Source organism: Porticoccus sp. (assembly GCA_023261185.1).
Lineage (GTDB): Bacteria > Pseudomonadota > Gammaproteobacteria > Pseudomonadales > Porticoccaceae > Porticoccus > Porticoccus litoralis.
This window is the reverse complement of sequence record JALRJN010000103.1, coordinates 1-14,900: the sequence shown is the minus strand read 5'-3', so window position 1 is coordinate 14,900 and position 14,900 is coordinate 1. Positions and strand designations below refer to the sequence as shown.

Sequence of the window (14,900 nt, the reverse complement as noted above, 5' to 3'; positions counted from 1 at the left end):
TTGCGGGTAGGAATTCGTCAGCGCTGTCAGTACAATTGGCCTTCCCTCCAAGTGGAGGTGAGATGTTTCTATAACACTGTGGATATGTGGCCCTATGAATCTGAATTATCTCGATTTTGAGCAACCCATTGCAGAACTTGAAGCGAAAATTGAAGAGCTGCAACTGGTCGGTAACGACAATGAAGTCAACATTACCGATGAGGTGGCCAAGCTGCGGGATAAAAGCCAGAAGCTGACACAAAAGATTTATGCTGACCTGTCATCCTGGCAAATCGTACAGGTAGCCCGTCATCCTCAGCGCCCCTACTCGATGGATTACATCGAGCGGGTATTTACCGATTTTGAGGAGCTGCACGGTGATCGCCATTTTGGTGATGACAAGGCCATTGTCGGCGGTGTGGCTCGCCTCAATGGCAAACCCGTGATGGTTATCTGCGAGGAAAAAGGCCGCGGTGTCACCGATAAGGTCTACCGCAACTTTGGCATGCCCAAGCCGGAAGGCTACCGTAAAGCCATGCGCCTGATGGAAATGGCGGAACGCTTCAAAATGCCGGTGTTGACACTAATCGACACCCCCGGAGCCTACCCCGGCATCGACTCCGAAGAGCGAGGTATCAGCGAAGCCATCGCACAAAACCTGGCGGTCATGTCGCGGTTGAAAACGCCCATTATATGCACCGTTATCGGCGAAGGCAGTTCTGGTGGCGCGCTGGCTATCGGCGTCGGCGACTATCTGAACATGCTCCAATATGCGACGTATTTCGTGATATCCCCGGAAGGTTGCGCAAACATTATCTGGAAAACCACTGAAAAGGCACCAGATGCTGCCGAAGCAATGGGTGTGACGTCTTCCGTGCTGCAGGATCTGGGTATTGTTGACGAAACTATTCCTGAACCTTTGGGCGGTGCCCATCGCGATATTGAAGCAATGTCTGCCACTTTGAGGGAGCGGCTCTCAGCCCAATTGGAGCAGTTGCAGGCTGGACCGATTGATGAGCTGCTGGAAAAGCGATATCAGCGCTTGATAACTTACGGCAACGCCTAGATTAATTTCCCCATGCCGCCCGCTAATGCTGGGCGGATAACACGACCAATGTTCCTACGCGCTGGTTTTTTAACTCAATTGGCAGAGTAAGCTGTTGCTGAAGCCATGCGGGGGCGTTGGCTGACGCCAAGGGTAAGTCGACGTCCAGTGCCGGCAGGCGACACTGGGGGCTCACCACTAGATCGGCTCCCAATTGCTTCAGCGTTTGATGGGCATGTTGATTGGCTCTAACCAGTCGGCCTCGGCGGTCAAATGCCAGGAGCCCCTCGGTTTTCCATCCCACGAACATGGAACGCGTTGCTTCAATCACCTGTTGTCTGGAATAGAAGTAATCCTTTGCCAGATTAGATTCAATCAACCGTGCTGCCATGATGGCAAAATCCAGGGCATTGCTCTGGTAGGTGTCCGTGAGACCTGATAAATCCACTGCACCCAGAACCTTTCCATCGTGGGGGTCGCGGATGACATCGGCAGAGCAGGTCCAGTGTTTGATCCCTGCACAGAAGTGCTCAGCTCCATAAAGCTGAACCGGTTCCGCAGCAGCCAGTGCTGTGCCAATGGCGTTGGTGCCCGCAGTTGTTTCGTTCCAGACACCACCTTGGATCAGGTTGATATCTCTGGCTTGGCTCAGTACGGCATCATCCGCTTTTGCGTCAAGAATCAGTCCGTCGGCATCTGCCAGTAGAATTAGACTGTCTGTGCGGAACAGTACCTGCGATGCCCGCTGCAAGATGGGATTGGCAGCCTTCATCAGGTCTGCCTGAAGCGTGCGACGCTGGTTTAACTGTTCTGTGTCAGAGATGATCGGCGCATACTGTAACTCAGGGTCTGTCTGGGACTGGTAACAGCGCCGCCAGGAGTCACCCACCACCGGGCGGATCAAATCCCCGGGATAGTCCTCATCAACAAGAAATTTTTCCCAGGCATCCAGCAGTTGGTTATGTTGCTGGGGATCACTGAGCATCTGGGTACGGTCGCGCAATTGGCTGGTGGCCAGAGCGGCCTGTTCGCGAGTATAGAAATGTCCTCGTTGCATGAAGCCGGAAATAACTCCCGGGCGGACCGCTGTCACCTTGCCATCGTTGAGGCGGGTCGCGACCACATCGTCCGGAAGTCCGTCCAGTACATGCATGGGGGCTTCGTGGCCATTGGCAAATTTTGACGGGTAAACCACGCCACTTTCCATATCGTAAAAAGCGGGTTTGTAACCATAGGAACGGTTTTCTTCACTGATCCCGCCTCTACCCCGGTAGAAGTCATTTTCCTCCTGGAGTGCCTCCAGAGTTAAAGCCCCTTTTTTCGGGACTTTGTTGTCGGCTCCACCGGATTTGTTGATAGGCATCGATACCTCCCGGTATGACTACCATGATGTAATCTATCGGCAACTACTTGTTAGTATTAATTGACCGATCATTCTCCCGCTACGTCCGTTACCTAAAAGTATAGACACCTAAATGTCAATAACGTCACAAAAATAGCCAGTTTGTCGTGCCTTAGGACCACTCATATTCTAAGTGGCTTGTACTGATGATTTTAGTGCTCTGTTTGAGGTGATGTAGCTTCGCAAACATTGTTTGTTCTTGATGTGTGCAAGTTATACTTTACGGCCTCTTATTGGTTTTTGAGCCCATGGCCTATACCCCGGATCAGATCATTACCTTTCTGCCTCGACTGCAACAGGCAAGTCATTGCTATGTTGGCTACAGCGGGGGCCTCGACTCCCATGTATTGCTTCACAGTGTGGTGGAAATACTGGGTGAAGAGAACGTCATCGCGATCCATGTTAACCATCAGCTATCGCCAAACGCTGACGCCTGGCAGCAACATTGCCAACAGGTCTGTCGTGAGCAGGGTGTCACACTGATATCTGAAACGGTGCAGGTTGAAACGGCGGGTCAGGGGCTGGAAGCCGCCGCCCGTGATGCCCGCTACCAGGTGTTTGAACGCTACCTGGATGATGGTGGGTTGATCCTGTTGGCCCACCATGCCGATGATCAGGCGGAAACTGTCCTCTATCGTTTGCTGCGTGGGAGTGGGCCTTTGGGGCTGAGCGGTATTCCGATTAGTCGGCCACTGGGCCATGGGGAATTACTGCGCCCGTTATTGAGGTTTACCCGTCAGGAATTACAGGATTATGCGCTCTCAACAGGCCTTTCTTGGATTGAGGATGAGAGCAATGAGCAGCTTGAATATGACCGCAATTACATTCGTCACCAGGTGATTCCAAACCTGGCTGACCGCTGGCCTGACTATACGTCCCGTATTGCGACAAGTGCAGCTCTGTGTCGAGACAATGAGCAGCTAGTGGATGAATTGGCCTCTCAGGATCTGATGACTGTGGGTGAGCGGTCCGAGCGGTTAGGTTGGAGCATTTGTATCGACTCGTTTCAGGGGTTTGATAGCCTGCGACAGGGAAACCTGTTGCGGTACTGGTTGGCACAACACGATATTCCGCGGCCAGGTCACCAGGTGATGACGGCGCTACGAGAAGAATTGTTACCTGCCAGAAATGATGGCTCTCCTCAGATCACCTGGGGAGGTGCGCAACTGCGTCGCTATCAACACAGGCTCTATCTGTTACCTATTCAGCCTGGGTTACCGGAAACTGATGAGCCATTCTTCTGGGATGTGAGTGAGCCGCTGGTTCTGCCAGATAAGAGCGCTCTTTTCAGTAGAGTAGCGACGGGGGAGGGGTTATCTCACCCGGACGATGCTTTGCTGGAAGTACGCTTTCGTCGGGGCGGGGAACGATGCCGGCCACAAGGTCGCCAGGGCTCGAACAACTTAAAAATTCTGTTTCAGGAGTATGGTCTTGAGCCGTGGCTGCGGGATCGTGTGCCACTGATTTATCTCCATGGTGAACTGGTGGCGGTGGCAGATCTTTGGGTTTGTGAGGGGTTTTCGGCAACGCCCGGGCAGGAAGGTGTGACGATAAATTGGTCTTATCCCGAGTAATTCGCATTGAGCGGGGAGCCCCTTTCTGGTAGTCTGGCATCCCATCTTGAAGCGGATGGGCGCCGGTCTTAAGTATTCCTTACCCGTAGCCAATTTTTCATGATTTATCAGTAACATGCCTTGATTTAAGGCGTGGGTTCGGCATTTTAAAAAGTAGTATTCAAAGTGTTCGGAAGGGTCTAGATGACACGTTATATTTTCGTTACGGGCGGTGTTGTATCTTCACTGGGTAAAGGCATCGCCTCGGCGTCACTTGGCTCCATTCTTGAAGCCCACGGTTTGAGTGTCACCATTCTCAAGCTCGATCCATATCTGAACGTTGATCCGGGGACCATGAGTCCTTTCCAGCACGGTGAGGTTTTTGTCACCGAAGACGGTGCTGAAACAGATCTGGATCTGGGTCACTATGAGCGCTTCCTCTCTTCCAAGATGAGAAAGCTCAACAACTTCACCAGTGGCAAAGTTTACGAAACCATTCTGCGTCGTGAGCGCCGCGGTGATTATCTGGGCGGTACCGTACAGGTGATCCCCCATGTGACCGACGAAATTAAGCGTCGGGTACTGGCTGGCGGAAAAGGTTACGATGTGGCCATTGTCGAAGTTGGCGGTACAGTGGGTGATATTGAGTCCCAGCCTTTTCTTGAGGCTATCCGGCAGTTAAAGCTGGAACTTGGGTCATCACGGTCTTTGCTGATTCACCTGACGCTTATTCCCTACATTGCCACTGCCGGGGAAACCAAGACAAAACCGACTCAACACTCGGTCAAAGAATTAAGATCCATCGGTCTGTTGCCTGACATTCTGCTTTGCCGCTCTGAAGTGGAGCTGGATGAAGGTCAGCGCAAGAAAATTGCCCTCTTTACCAATGTCGAGGAGCGCGCCGTCGTGCCCTTGCTCGATGCTCGAACCATCTACGCTATCCCCCGTGACCTGCAGAAACGTGGCCTCGACCGGATCGTGATGGAAAAGCTGCACCTGGAGTACAGAGAGGCTGATCTCAGTGCCTGGGACTGGGTAGTGGAGAACCAGCTGAACCCGCAACACCAGGTCACCATTGCTATGGTTGGCAAGTACATGGAGCTGCTGGACGCCTACAAATCGCTCAATGAAGCGCTGATGCATGCCGGTATTCGCCATCAGACTAAAGTTAATGTGCGCTACATTGATTCCGAGGATCTCGAAGCGGATATGTCACTGCTTTCGGGTGTTGATGGCATTCTGGTACCCGGAGGCTTCGGTGTACGCGGCGTTGAGGGGAAAATCAAAGCAGTCAAGCATGCTCGTGTTAACAACATCCCTTACCTGGGTATCTGTTTGGGTATGCAGGTGGCGATGATTGAATTTGCCCGCAATGTCTGCGGTATGGAAGCTGCCAACAGCACCGAGTTTGACCAGAAGACCCCGTACCCGGTGATCGGACTGATTACCGAGTGGGTTGATATCGATGGCAGCGTTGAAACCCGCACAGAGGAATCTGACCTCGGGGGCACCATGCGTCTGGGTGCACAGAACAGCTATCTTGTGGAAGGCACCATGGCCCATGACATCTATGGTTCTGATGTCATCCTGGAGCGTCACCGTCATCGTTATGAAGTCAATAATAAATATGTTCCCCAACTGGAACAGGGTGGTATGAGAGTCGGTGGCTGGTCCGAAAGCAAGACGCTGGTCGAGACCATTGAAATACCTGGGCACCCCTGGTTTTTTGCCTGTCAGTTCCACCCGGAATTCACGTCGACTCCGCGTAATGGACACCCGCTGTTCAGCAGTTTCGTCAAGGCAGCCCTGAAACATACAGCGGAGGACTGATCCGTGACCACCCCCAGCGTTGCTATTGATGTCAGCGGCATTGCTGTCGCCAATGACCGGCCTTTTGTCCTTTTTGGTGGGATGAATGTCCTTGAATCCCGCGATATGGCGATGCGTGTGGCAGAGCATTATGTTGAAGTTACCTCGCGTCTGGGTATTCCCTATGTTTTCAAGGCTTCCTTTGACAAGGCCAATCGCTCCTCAATTCATTCCTACCGTGGCCCCGGGATGGAAGCCGGATTAAAAATCTTCGAAGAAATCAAAAAGACATTTGCCATTCCAGTGATCACGGATGTGCATGAGATCGAACAGGCTCAACCGGTTGCTGAAATCTGTGACGTGCTTCAGTTGCCGGCTTTTCTGGCCCGCCAGACAGACCTGGTCAAGGCGATGGCGGAAACCGGCGCGGTGATCAATGTCAAAAAACCCCAGTTTCTCAGCCCGTCCCAGATGGGGAATATTGTCGACAAGTTCCGTGAGTGTGGAAATGACCAGGTCATGCTGTGCGAGCGTGGTGCGAATTTCGGTTACGACAATCTGATCGTGGATATGCTGGGTTTCAGAACCATGAAAGAGATCAGTGGCGGCTTGCCCCTGATTTTCGATGTGACACATGCGCTACAGTGTCGTGACCCGATGGGCGCTGCGTCCGGAGGGCGTCGTCACCAGGTGGCGGAGCTGGCCCGGGCCGGAATGGCCGTAGGTTTGGCCGGTCTTTTCCTTGAGGCCCACCCGCAACCGGATCAGGCAAGATGTGATGGTCCCAGTGCCTTGCCTTTGGATGTGCTGGAACCGTTCCTGTCACAAATGAAGGCGATTGATGAACTGATTAAGTCTCAGCCAGAGTTGTCTATCTGCTGAGTAGTGGTCGAAATTTTAGAATGGCAGTGGCCTTTACTCTCGGCCGCTGCCGGTATTTGAGGGAGAACTAAATGTCCAACATTATCGACATCCGCGCTTATGAAGTGCTGGATTCCAGGGGTAACCCGACCGTAGAAGCAGACGTGATACTGGAAGATGGCAGTGTGGGTACTGCCTGTGCCCCATCCGGCGCATCTACCGGGTCCCGGGAAGCTCTGGAGTTGCGTGATGGCGATAAGTCACGGTATCTGGGTAAAGGCGTGCTAAAAGCCGTTGAGAATATCAATACCGAAATACGTTCATTGTTGTTGGGAAAAAATGCCCTTGAACAGCGTGATATCGATAACTCCATGATTGCTGCGGATGCGACTGAAAACAAATCAAAATATGGGGCCAACGCGATTCTGGCGGTTTCTCTGGCGACCGCTAAAGCTGCAGCAAAATCCCGGGGCGTTCCCCTCTATGCCCATATTGCCGATATCAATGGCACTTCGGGAAATTACAGCATGCCCGTTCCCATGATGAATATTCTCAATGGTGGTGAGCACGCTGATAACAACGTCGATATCCAGGAGTTCATGGTGCAGCCGGTATCGGCTAAATCTTTCGCCGAGGCTCTGCGTATGGGGGCGGAAATCTTCCACTCACTGAAAAAGGTGCTGAGTAGTCAAGGCCTGAATACAGCAGTGGGTGATGAAGGTGGTTTTGCTCCTAATCTTTCTTCTAATGCCGAGGCGCTGGCAGTGATTCAGAAAGCAGTTGAAGCTGCAGGTTATAAGCTGGGAGAGGATATTACCCTGGCTCTGGATTGTGCATCTTCCGAGTTTTACAAGGATGGCCAGTACGATCTGGCAGGCGAAGGCAAGGTCTACTCGTCCGAGGGCTTCAGTGATTTTCTGGCGGAGCTTTGCGACCAGTATCCGATTATTTCCATTGAGGATGGCCAGGACGAATCTGATTGGGATGGTTGGAAATACCAGACAGAAAAATTAGGTCACAGAGTTCAATTGGTGGGTGACGACCTGTTTGTCACCAACACAAAGATTCTCAAGAAGGGTATTGAGATGGGCGTGGCCAACTCCATTTTGATCAAGTTCAATCAGATTGGCTCGCTCTCTGAGACCCTTGATGCGATTAAAATGGCCAAGGACGCCGGTTACACCGCGGTGATTTCACACCGATCCGGAGAAACCGAAGATACCACCATTGCAGACCTGGCCGTGGCGACTGCAGCAGGCCAGATCAAAACCGGGTCGCTGTGCCGTTCAGACCGGGTTGCCAAGTACAACCGCCTGCTGCGCATTGAAGCTGAACTGGGGGGGCTGGCACCCTACCGGGGCAGGGCGGAGTTCAAGTCCTGATCAGACAAATTTTCAGCGGGGGCGGCCATTGGCCGCCCCCGATGGTTTTGGCTAGAGCATTGTTTTGTCCGCTGACGTTAGTAGGTGACTTCGGTAAAATCGCCCCATGCGCTGGTTGATGATTGGTCTTTTGCTGCTGTTGCTTTTCTTTCAGTACCAACTGTGGCTGGGAGAGGGTGGGCTTGCCAAAAAGTTGACCTTGGAGCGAGAAGTGGCCGAGCAGGAAGCGCAGAACGAAACACTGCGGCAACGCAACCAGACGCTGGTCAGTGAGGTGGTCGATCTCAAAGAAGGCGTTGAAAGTATCGAAGAGCGTGCAAGGACCGATTTGGGCATGATCAAGGAAGGAGAAACATTTTTTATGGTGGTGGAGCCTGAGGATCAATGAACCAACTGGCCGTGTTATGCCCCTCTACAGAATGCCTACCGTAACTTGCTGGAGCTTATGATATGACCGCCAGATGGATCATCGTGCCCGCTGCGGGTGTCGGCAGTCGTTTTGGAGCTCCAGTTCCAAAGCAGTACCAGTCTCTGGCGGGAAAGACCGTCGTTGAACACACTCTGGAGCGTTTGTTGGCAGTAAACGACGCGATTGTCGTGGTGGCGGTTCATCCCAATGATACCTATTGGCAACAACTGGCTGTATTCGATCACCCTCGTATTCGTACTGTCCACGGTGGTAAAGAGCGAGCAGATTCTGTGCGTCTTGCACTGGAGTGCCTGACCCGGGAAGCACACACTGATGACTGGATACTGGTTCACGATGTGGCAAGACCTTGTGTTCGTGTCGCGGAAGTCCAGCACCTGATGCAGTCTCTGGAGGATCATCGGGTAGGCGGTGTTCTGGCCGTACCTGTGAGCGACACTGTCAAGCGGGTCGAGCAGGGTGATGATATTGCGGGTACCGAAGATCGTAACAAACTTTGGTTGGCGCAGACGCCGCAGATGTTTCGATACGGGATGCTAAGCTGGAGCTTGAATACAGCGGTTCGCCAAGGGTGGCAACCGACGGATGAGTCTGCTGCTGTTGAGCGCCTGGGTCACACCCCCATGGTGGTCGAAGGTAGCCGTGACAATATCAAAATTACCCGGCAGGAAGATCTTGAAATTGCTGAGGCTATTCTGAAATATCAGCAGAAGACCGAAGTGGTGCAGTGCGACTAATAGGCAACTGAGCTGACTGCTGAGCAGAGGACCGAACAATGAGAATAGGCCAGGGTTATGATGTTCACGCCTTCGGCGAAGGCGACGCCATTGTTATTGGTGGCGTGACCATACCTTTTTCCCGCGGACTGGTGGCTCATTCCGATGGAGACGTGCTGATTCATGCGCTGTGTGATGCCTTGCTGGGTGCCGCTGCCCTAGGTGATATTGGTCAGCATTTTCCTGATACAGATTCGGCCTATCGTGGCATAGATAGCCGTGAGCTGCTGCGGCATGTCCAAGCCCTGATTGCCGACCAAGGGTTCACGCTGGTCAATGCTGACATGACGCTGATCGCCCAGGCCCCGAAAATGTCTCCCCACATATTGGCCATGCGCGAAAATCTCAGTGCTGACCTGAATTGCGGGACGGAGCAGCTGAATATCAAAGCGACCACCACGGAAAAACTGGGATTTGAAGGTCGTGGTGAAGGCATTGCTGCACAGGTAGTGGTGCTGCTGGATAAGGTTGCCTAGTCCAAAGCGGTCAGGCCCGGCTTAACGCCTCCAGAATTTCAGTCATCAACTGGTTAATGGTGTGAAACCGTTCCGGTTGCGAAAGCATGTCATCTGCCCCCTGAACGTAATGACTACCATCCAGTTCGTCACCACAGTGCTCGATGAGGTCGCTGGCTGACTTTGCGGTTGTCTCCAGGTGAAATTGCAGGCCGATGACTCGTTCTTGATAGATAAACCCCTGATTGTCACAGGCGTTGCTTCCCGCTAAGGGTATGGCCCCGCTGGGGATATCAAATCTGTCGCCGTGCCAGTGAAATGCCAGGGGATGAGTCTGAAGAATTCTGCCGATCACTGTTCGCCCAGCTTCCTCGTGAATCTGTAGGGGAAACCAGCCAATTTCGCGGTATGGGTTTTTCGCTATTTTTGCACCAAGAACCTGAGCAATTAATTGAGCGCCGAGGCAGATGCCAAGGACGATTTTTCCAGATGTGATGGCTTTTTTTATGAATGTTTTTTCATCTGCCAGCCAAGGGTAAAGGTGCTCATCATTAACCCCCATGGGCCCGCCCATGACGATCAGCCAGTCGATATCGCTCAGCTCAGGCAACGGCTCCCCTGCATAGAGCTGTGAGGCACTGATCTGAAAGTCATGGTCTATAAACCATTGCTGCATGCTGCCCAGTCCTTCAAAGGCAACATGTTGCAGGTAGTGAATTCGCATTTGGAAGTCCTGTCGGAAAGAAATGCCCAAGCTAAGGCTTTGAGAGCGGCGTAGCTGCTCGTACACTTGCACAGCATGCTAATGCTAAGGATTTTATGAACACTAGGCAATTTTCACTCACGTTTCCCTATGCCTTTGGTAGCCCGGATATCACTGCCCGCTTTCGGGAAAGCCCCGAAGACTTTCAAGTGGTGGAGGCTTTGGATTTTGACCTTTCAGGAGATGGCGAGCACCTGTGTCTTTATATAGAAAAGGAGGGGCAGAATACCCGTTGGGTTGCCCATTTGCTGGCCGAGGCCTTTGAGGTAGAGGATGTTGCGGTAGGTTATTGTGGACTGAAGGACCGTAGGGCTGTTACCCGCCAATGGTTCAGTGTGCATTTACCGGCAGGGCAGGATCAGCAATTGTCACGGCTTCCCCAGCTGGATGGATGTCAGATTCTGAAAATGGCGCGTCACCATAAAAAGTTGCGCCGTGGTATGCACGCAGGTAATCACTTCCGTATTCGTTTGCGTCAGCTGATGGGTGACAGACAGGTGCTGGCATCCCGCCTGGAAACCATTGCGCGCGAAGGCGTACCGAACTATTTCGGCGAGCAGCGCTTTGGCCGGGAAGCCGGAAACCTGCACGAGGCCGACAAGCTCCTGCAGCAGCGCTCTGCCGAGCGGTCACAGCGAAGGAAGAAAACCAGAAAAGGGGCGGGGATGGGGGGGCTTTACCTGTCTGCGGCAAGGTCCTACCTGTTTAACCTGGTTCTTGCGGAGCGTGTTGCTCGACACAACTGGAATATCCCCATGCCGGATGAAACGATCCCCAGTGGCCCCTTGTGGGGGCGGGGAAGAACCCAGGTTCCAGGCGATGTGCGTCAGCTGGAGTCCCAGGTCCTCGAGGAGTGGCAGGACTGGTGTCACGGGCTGGAATTCAGTGGGTTATCCCAGGAACGGCGTCCATTGGTTTTACATGCCGAGGGCTTTGAATGGTGTTGGCAAAGTAGTGTACAGGGTGATGATGTTGATCTTGAACTGGCCTTCTTTCTGCCCCCGGGTTGTTTTGCCACTTCCGTGTTGCGAGAAGTGGCAAACCTGCAGCAGTCTTGGTCTGTGGCGGAATAAGGGCGCTGTGGTATAGTTCGTTTTTCGATTGACATTAGGGGTTTGCAGGAGTGAATTCGATTGAGCTTGGTGGTATTGGCATGACCTCCCAGCGAACCCGTGAACGTCTCATCCAACGCCTAAAAGAACAGGGTATAACCAATCAGCGAGTACTGGATGTCATGCGTATGACACCCCGTCACCTGTTTCTGGATGAAGCCCTTTCTCACCGTGCCTACGAAGATACTGCGTTGCCCATTGGTTACGGGCAGACTCTGTCGCAGCCATATATCGTGGCCCTCATGACCGAAATTCTTTTATCCCTGGGGCCGCGGAAGAAAGTCCTGGAAATTGGTTCGGGGTCAGGTTACCAGTCTGTGGTTCTGGCTCAACTGGTGGATCAGGTCTACAGTGTTGAGCGTATCAAACCGTTGATTGATAAAGCCCGGGAGCGGTTGAGGCTTTTGGGTCTTCGCAATGTGCGTTTTTCCCACAGTGATGGTGGTTTCGGACTGCCGGAATATGCCCCCTATGATGCTATTCTCAGTGCTGCTGCGCCCAATGTAGTGCCAGAAGAATTATTGCATCAGCTAGGGCCAGACGGGATTCTGGTTATCCCCGTGGGCCCAGGCGATGTGCAGGAACTTCTCGTTATCACCCGGTTAGGGGATAGCAACAATTTCGAAGAACGTGTCGTAGAGAAGGTGCGTTTTGTGCCCTTGCTCGGCGGCACCACCCGGTAATCAGGCTGATATTGCTGTGCAGTTTGCGAAGCGTTGGATATTGCTATTCCTGAAAGGCATGGCCATGGGGGCCGCAGATGTGGTGCCCGGTGTTTCAGGCGGGACCATTGCCTTTATCAGCGGCATTTACGAAGAGCTTCTGGATTCCATTCGCAGCGTCAACTTAAGCGCGCTTAGAACACTTATCAAGGACGGACCAAAAGCTTTCTGGCTCAGCATCAATGGTAACTTCCTGTTGGTGCTTTTTTCCGGTGTCCTGTTAAGTATTGCATCGCTGGCGAAACTCGTGAGTCACCTGCTACTGACACAGCCCATTTTGATTTGGTCTTTCTTTTTCGGTTTGATTGTGGCGTCCATTATCTATATTTTCCGGCAGTTGCCCCACCTGAGGCTTCAGGAGTGGGTGGCACTGATTATCGGGTCACTGATTGCCACAGCCATCTCATTCGCGCCACCCGTGCAGGGTAACGATGGCTTGCTGGTGGTGTTCTTCTCGGGTGCTCTTGCCATCTGTGCCATGATATTGCCGGGGGTCTCCGGTAGTTTCATTCTCCTGTTGCTAGGTATGTATCCGGTAGTGATTGGTGCCGTGAGTGAGTTCAACGGGCAGATACTCCTTACATTCCTGCTGGGCTGTGTGTGTGGACTGATGGCCTTTGCCCGGGTGCTGTCATGGTTGTTGCACCGCTATCACTCCGTCACGATCGCCATTCTCACCGGCTTCCTGGTGGGTTCGCTGATGATTGTCTGGCCCTGGCGTGAAACCCTGGAAGTCATGATGGATAACCATGGTCGGGAAGTAGTACTTTCCTCGCGGCTGTTAACGCCAGCTGAGTTTGCGCGCCTTACTGGCCTGGATCCAAAGACAATTCTTGCGACAGGGTGCATGGTCTTTGGCTTGATTCTGGTGCTGGGACTGGAATATCTTGGTGGGCGACGCAGCAAACTCTGAAAATAGGGGTAACGCGCTAGGGGGAATTATTTTTGTCAGTGCAGAAGTGCCGGAAATTCGTCTTGCGAGCGCTTGCCCTGTGTGCCGGTTTTTTTCTGCTCTCTGCTTGCCATAGCCCGCCCCCGGCACCTATTAGCCAAAGACCCCCACCGCCCAGTGAAAAAATTGACTACCACCTGGTCTCGCAGGGTGAAACCCTGTTTGCTATTGCCTGGCGTTATGAAAAAGATGTGGACAAACTGGCCCGTGCCAACGGGTTGAGACCTCCGTATACCATTTACCGTGGACAGCGGTTGACCCTGGACACGACACGCATACCGCCACCTAGATATACTTCTGTGGCACCTAAACCTGCACCAGTTAGTTCCAGCAAAACATCCACCAAAACAAAGGTGGTGGAAGTCCCTCCGAAAACCCCCGTAAAAGTCACCCGGCCACCACCAAAATCCACGGCCTCGTTACCTTCAAACTGGAACTGGCAATGGCCCACAGAGGGGCGAGTAACTAAAACCTACAACAGCGACCCGTTGTTCAAAGGGATTGATATTCAAAGCCTTCCAGGGCAGGCCGTTATGGCAGCAGCGCCCGGTATCGTGGTTTACTCCGGGGAAGGGCTGCGGGGCTATGGCCGACTGGTGATTGTCAAACACAGTGAGGTTTACCTGAGTGCCTATGCTCATTGCCGGACTCTTCTGGTGCAGGAGGGACAGGTTCTGAAAACGGGACAGAAAATTGCGGAAGTGGGGGGTGATCCCGCCAACAATAAACGACTCTATTTCGAGATACGAAAAGATGGCAAGCCCGTGAATCCGCTAGCTTACTTACCGAAACGATGAAGCTGTCATACGACGGAGTTTGGTGATACATTCCTGACAGAGTTTGGGTGCTGACCTGTCTTGTGCTCTGTTTTTGGGCCTTTGACTTTAGATGTTTTGATGATTGCTAGGAAATAGTTTTTGTGTCCGACGATGATAACGAAAAAGAGGGTGGCTTTGAGCTGAGCGATGACGCTAGCGAAGAGGATGCTCAGCAGTCCTTCGAGTCATCGAAAGAGGAAAAGGTGTTGGATGCGGCCAGTCTTTATCTGAAAGAGATTGGTTATGCTCCGTTGCTTTCTGCCGAAGAAGAGGTTTTTTTCGCTCGCAAGATTGCCAAGGGCGACGAGGCCGCTCGCAAGCGCATGATTGAGAGCAATCTACGTCTGGTAGTTAAAATTGCGAGGCGTTATGTCAATCGTGGCCTGTCTCTTTTGGACCTGATCGAAGAGGGCAACCTCGGTCTGATGAGGGCGGTAGAAAAATTTGACCCAGAGCTTGGATACCGTTTTTCCACTTACGCCACCTGGTGGATTCGCCAATCAGTTGAGCGAGCCCTGATGAATCAGACGCGAACCATTCGTCTGCCCATTCATGTGGTAAAGGAACTCAATGTCTACCTCAAGGCATCCCGTCGTCTTGCGCAAGAGCTGGATCACGACCCGACCGCAGAAGAAATCGCACAGTCTCTGGACAAAACCGTTGATGATGTTTCACGGATGTTGCGTCTCAACGAACGCGTAACTTCCGTTGATGTGCCCATGGGCAAAGATGGTGATCGCATGCTGGTTGAAACCCTGGCAGACGAGCACCCCAGTGATCCTGAAGAGCTGGTCGAAGATCAGGATATGAATGACGCGGTTGAGCTTTGGTTGTCAGAGCTGAC

The 14,900-nt window shown here is 52.6% G+C and carries 15 protein-coding genes; 13 read left to right on the top strand and 2 right to left on the bottom strand.

Annotated elements, in window-relative coordinates; genetic code table 11:
• Positions 1 to 94 precede the first annotated feature (94 nt).
• Complete coding sequence (locus tag ACYZYZ_RS09835) at positions 95 to 1,045, top strand: acetyl-CoA carboxylase carboxyltransferase subunit alpha (RefSeq protein ID WP_461484145.1); 951 nt, start codon at positions 95 to 97, stop codon at positions 1,043 to 1,045.
• Positions 1,046 to 1,067: 22 nt separating this feature from the next.
• Here ACYZYZ_RS09835 and ACYZYZ_RS09830 read toward each other — a convergent pair whose 3' ends face one another.
• Positions 1,068 to 2,387 (bottom strand): sigma-54-dependent Fis family transcriptional regulator, encoded by a 1,320-nt coding sequence (locus ACYZYZ_RS09830; protein WP_305169000.1) that lies wholly within the window; start codon positions 2,385 to 2,387, stop codon positions 1,068 to 1,070.
• Positions 2,388 to 2,632: 245 nt separating this feature from the next.
• On the opposite strand from ACYZYZ_RS09830, the gene tilS reads away from it, so the two are divergent.
• The 7 genes from tilS to ispF all read left to right on the top strand — a co-directional run bounded on the left by tilS (position 2,633) and on the right by ispF (position 9,710).
• Positions 2,633 to 4,000 (top strand): tRNA lysidine(34) synthetase TilS, encoded by a 1,368-nt coding sequence (gene tilS, locus ACYZYZ_RS09825; RefSeq protein ID WP_305168999.1) that lies wholly within the window; start codon positions 2,633 to 2,635, stop codon positions 3,998 to 4,000.
• A gap of 183 nt (positions 4,001 to 4,183) precedes the next feature.
• Positions 4,184 to 5,809: a CTP synthase gene (locus tag ACYZYZ_RS09820; protein ID WP_305168998.1), complete on the top strand. Its 1,626-nt coding sequence runs from the start codon at positions 4,184 to 4,186 to the stop codon at positions 5,807 to 5,809.
• A gap of 3 nt (positions 5,810 to 5,812) precedes the next feature.
• Positions 5,813 to 6,670: a 3-deoxy-8-phosphooctulonate synthase gene (gene kdsA, locus ACYZYZ_RS09815; protein WP_305168997.1), complete on the top strand. Its 858-nt coding sequence runs from the start codon at positions 5,813 to 5,815 to the stop codon at positions 6,668 to 6,670.
• A gap of 71 nt (positions 6,671 to 6,741) precedes the next feature.
• Complete coding sequence (gene eno, locus ACYZYZ_RS09810) at positions 6,742 to 8,031, top strand: phosphopyruvate hydratase (RefSeq protein WP_461484144.1); 1,290 nt, start codon at positions 6,742 to 6,744, stop codon at positions 8,029 to 8,031.
• Positions 8,032 to 8,137: 106 nt separating this feature from the next.
• Complete coding sequence (ftsB, locus tag ACYZYZ_RS09805) at positions 8,138 to 8,419, top strand: cell division protein FtsB (protein ID WP_305168995.1); 282 nt, start codon at positions 8,138 to 8,140, stop codon at positions 8,417 to 8,419.
• A gap of 62 nt (positions 8,420 to 8,481) precedes the next feature.
• Entirely contained in the window at positions 8,482 to 9,195 is a 714-nt protein-coding gene (ispD, locus tag ACYZYZ_RS09800) for a 2-C-methyl-D-erythritol 4-phosphate cytidylyltransferase (RefSeq protein WP_305168994.1), read from the top strand.
• A 38-nt stretch (positions 9,196 to 9,233) separates the two neighbouring features.
• Positions 9,234 to 9,710 carry a 2-C-methyl-D-erythritol 2,4-cyclodiphosphate synthase gene (ispF, locus tag ACYZYZ_RS09795; RefSeq protein WP_305168993.1) on the top strand — a complete coding sequence of 159 codons (477 nt, stop codon included), beginning with the start codon at positions 9,234 to 9,236 and terminating at the stop codon, positions 9,708 to 9,710.
• Between the two features lie 10 nt (positions 9,711 to 9,720).
• Here ispF and ACYZYZ_RS09790 read toward each other — a convergent pair whose 3' ends face one another.
• Positions 9,721 to 10,413 (bottom strand): type 1 glutamine amidotransferase, encoded by a 693-nt coding sequence (locus ACYZYZ_RS09790; protein ID WP_305168992.1) that lies wholly within the window; start codon positions 10,411 to 10,413, stop codon positions 9,721 to 9,723.
• 95 nt (positions 10,414 to 10,508) lie between these two features.
• On the opposite strand from ACYZYZ_RS09790, the gene truD reads away from it, so the two are divergent.
• The 5 genes from truD to ACYZYZ_RS09765 form a co-directional block, all read left to right on the top strand.
• Positions 10,509 to 11,525: a tRNA pseudouridine(13) synthase TruD gene (gene truD, locus ACYZYZ_RS09785; RefSeq protein ID WP_461484143.1), complete on the top strand. Its 1,017-nt coding sequence runs from the start codon at positions 10,509 to 10,511 to the stop codon at positions 11,523 to 11,525.
• Positions 11,526 to 11,605: 80 nt separating this feature from the next.
• Entirely contained in the window at positions 11,606 to 12,247 is a 642-nt protein-coding gene (locus ACYZYZ_RS09780) for a protein-L-isoaspartate(D-aspartate) O-methyltransferase (RefSeq protein WP_305169703.1), read from the top strand.
• A gap of 16 nt (positions 12,248 to 12,263) precedes the next feature.
• The gene (locus ACYZYZ_RS09775) at positions 12,264 to 13,199 is read left to right on the top strand and encodes a DUF368 domain-containing protein (RefSeq protein WP_305168990.1); all 936 of its coding nucleotides are present in this window, start codon (positions 12,264 to 12,266) and stop codon (positions 13,197 to 13,199) included.
• A 62-nt stretch (positions 13,200 to 13,261) separates the two neighbouring features.
• The gene (locus ACYZYZ_RS09770; protein WP_461484142.1) at positions 13,262 to 14,035 is read left to right on the top strand and encodes a peptidoglycan DD-metalloendopeptidase family protein; all 774 of its coding nucleotides are present in this window, start codon (positions 13,262 to 13,264) and stop codon (positions 14,033 to 14,035) included.
• Between the two features lie 122 nt (positions 14,036 to 14,157).
• On the top strand, positions 14,158 to 14,900 hold a 743-nt coding region (locus ACYZYZ_RS09765; RefSeq protein WP_461484141.1), incomplete at its 3' end, for a sigma-70 family RNA polymerase sigma factor.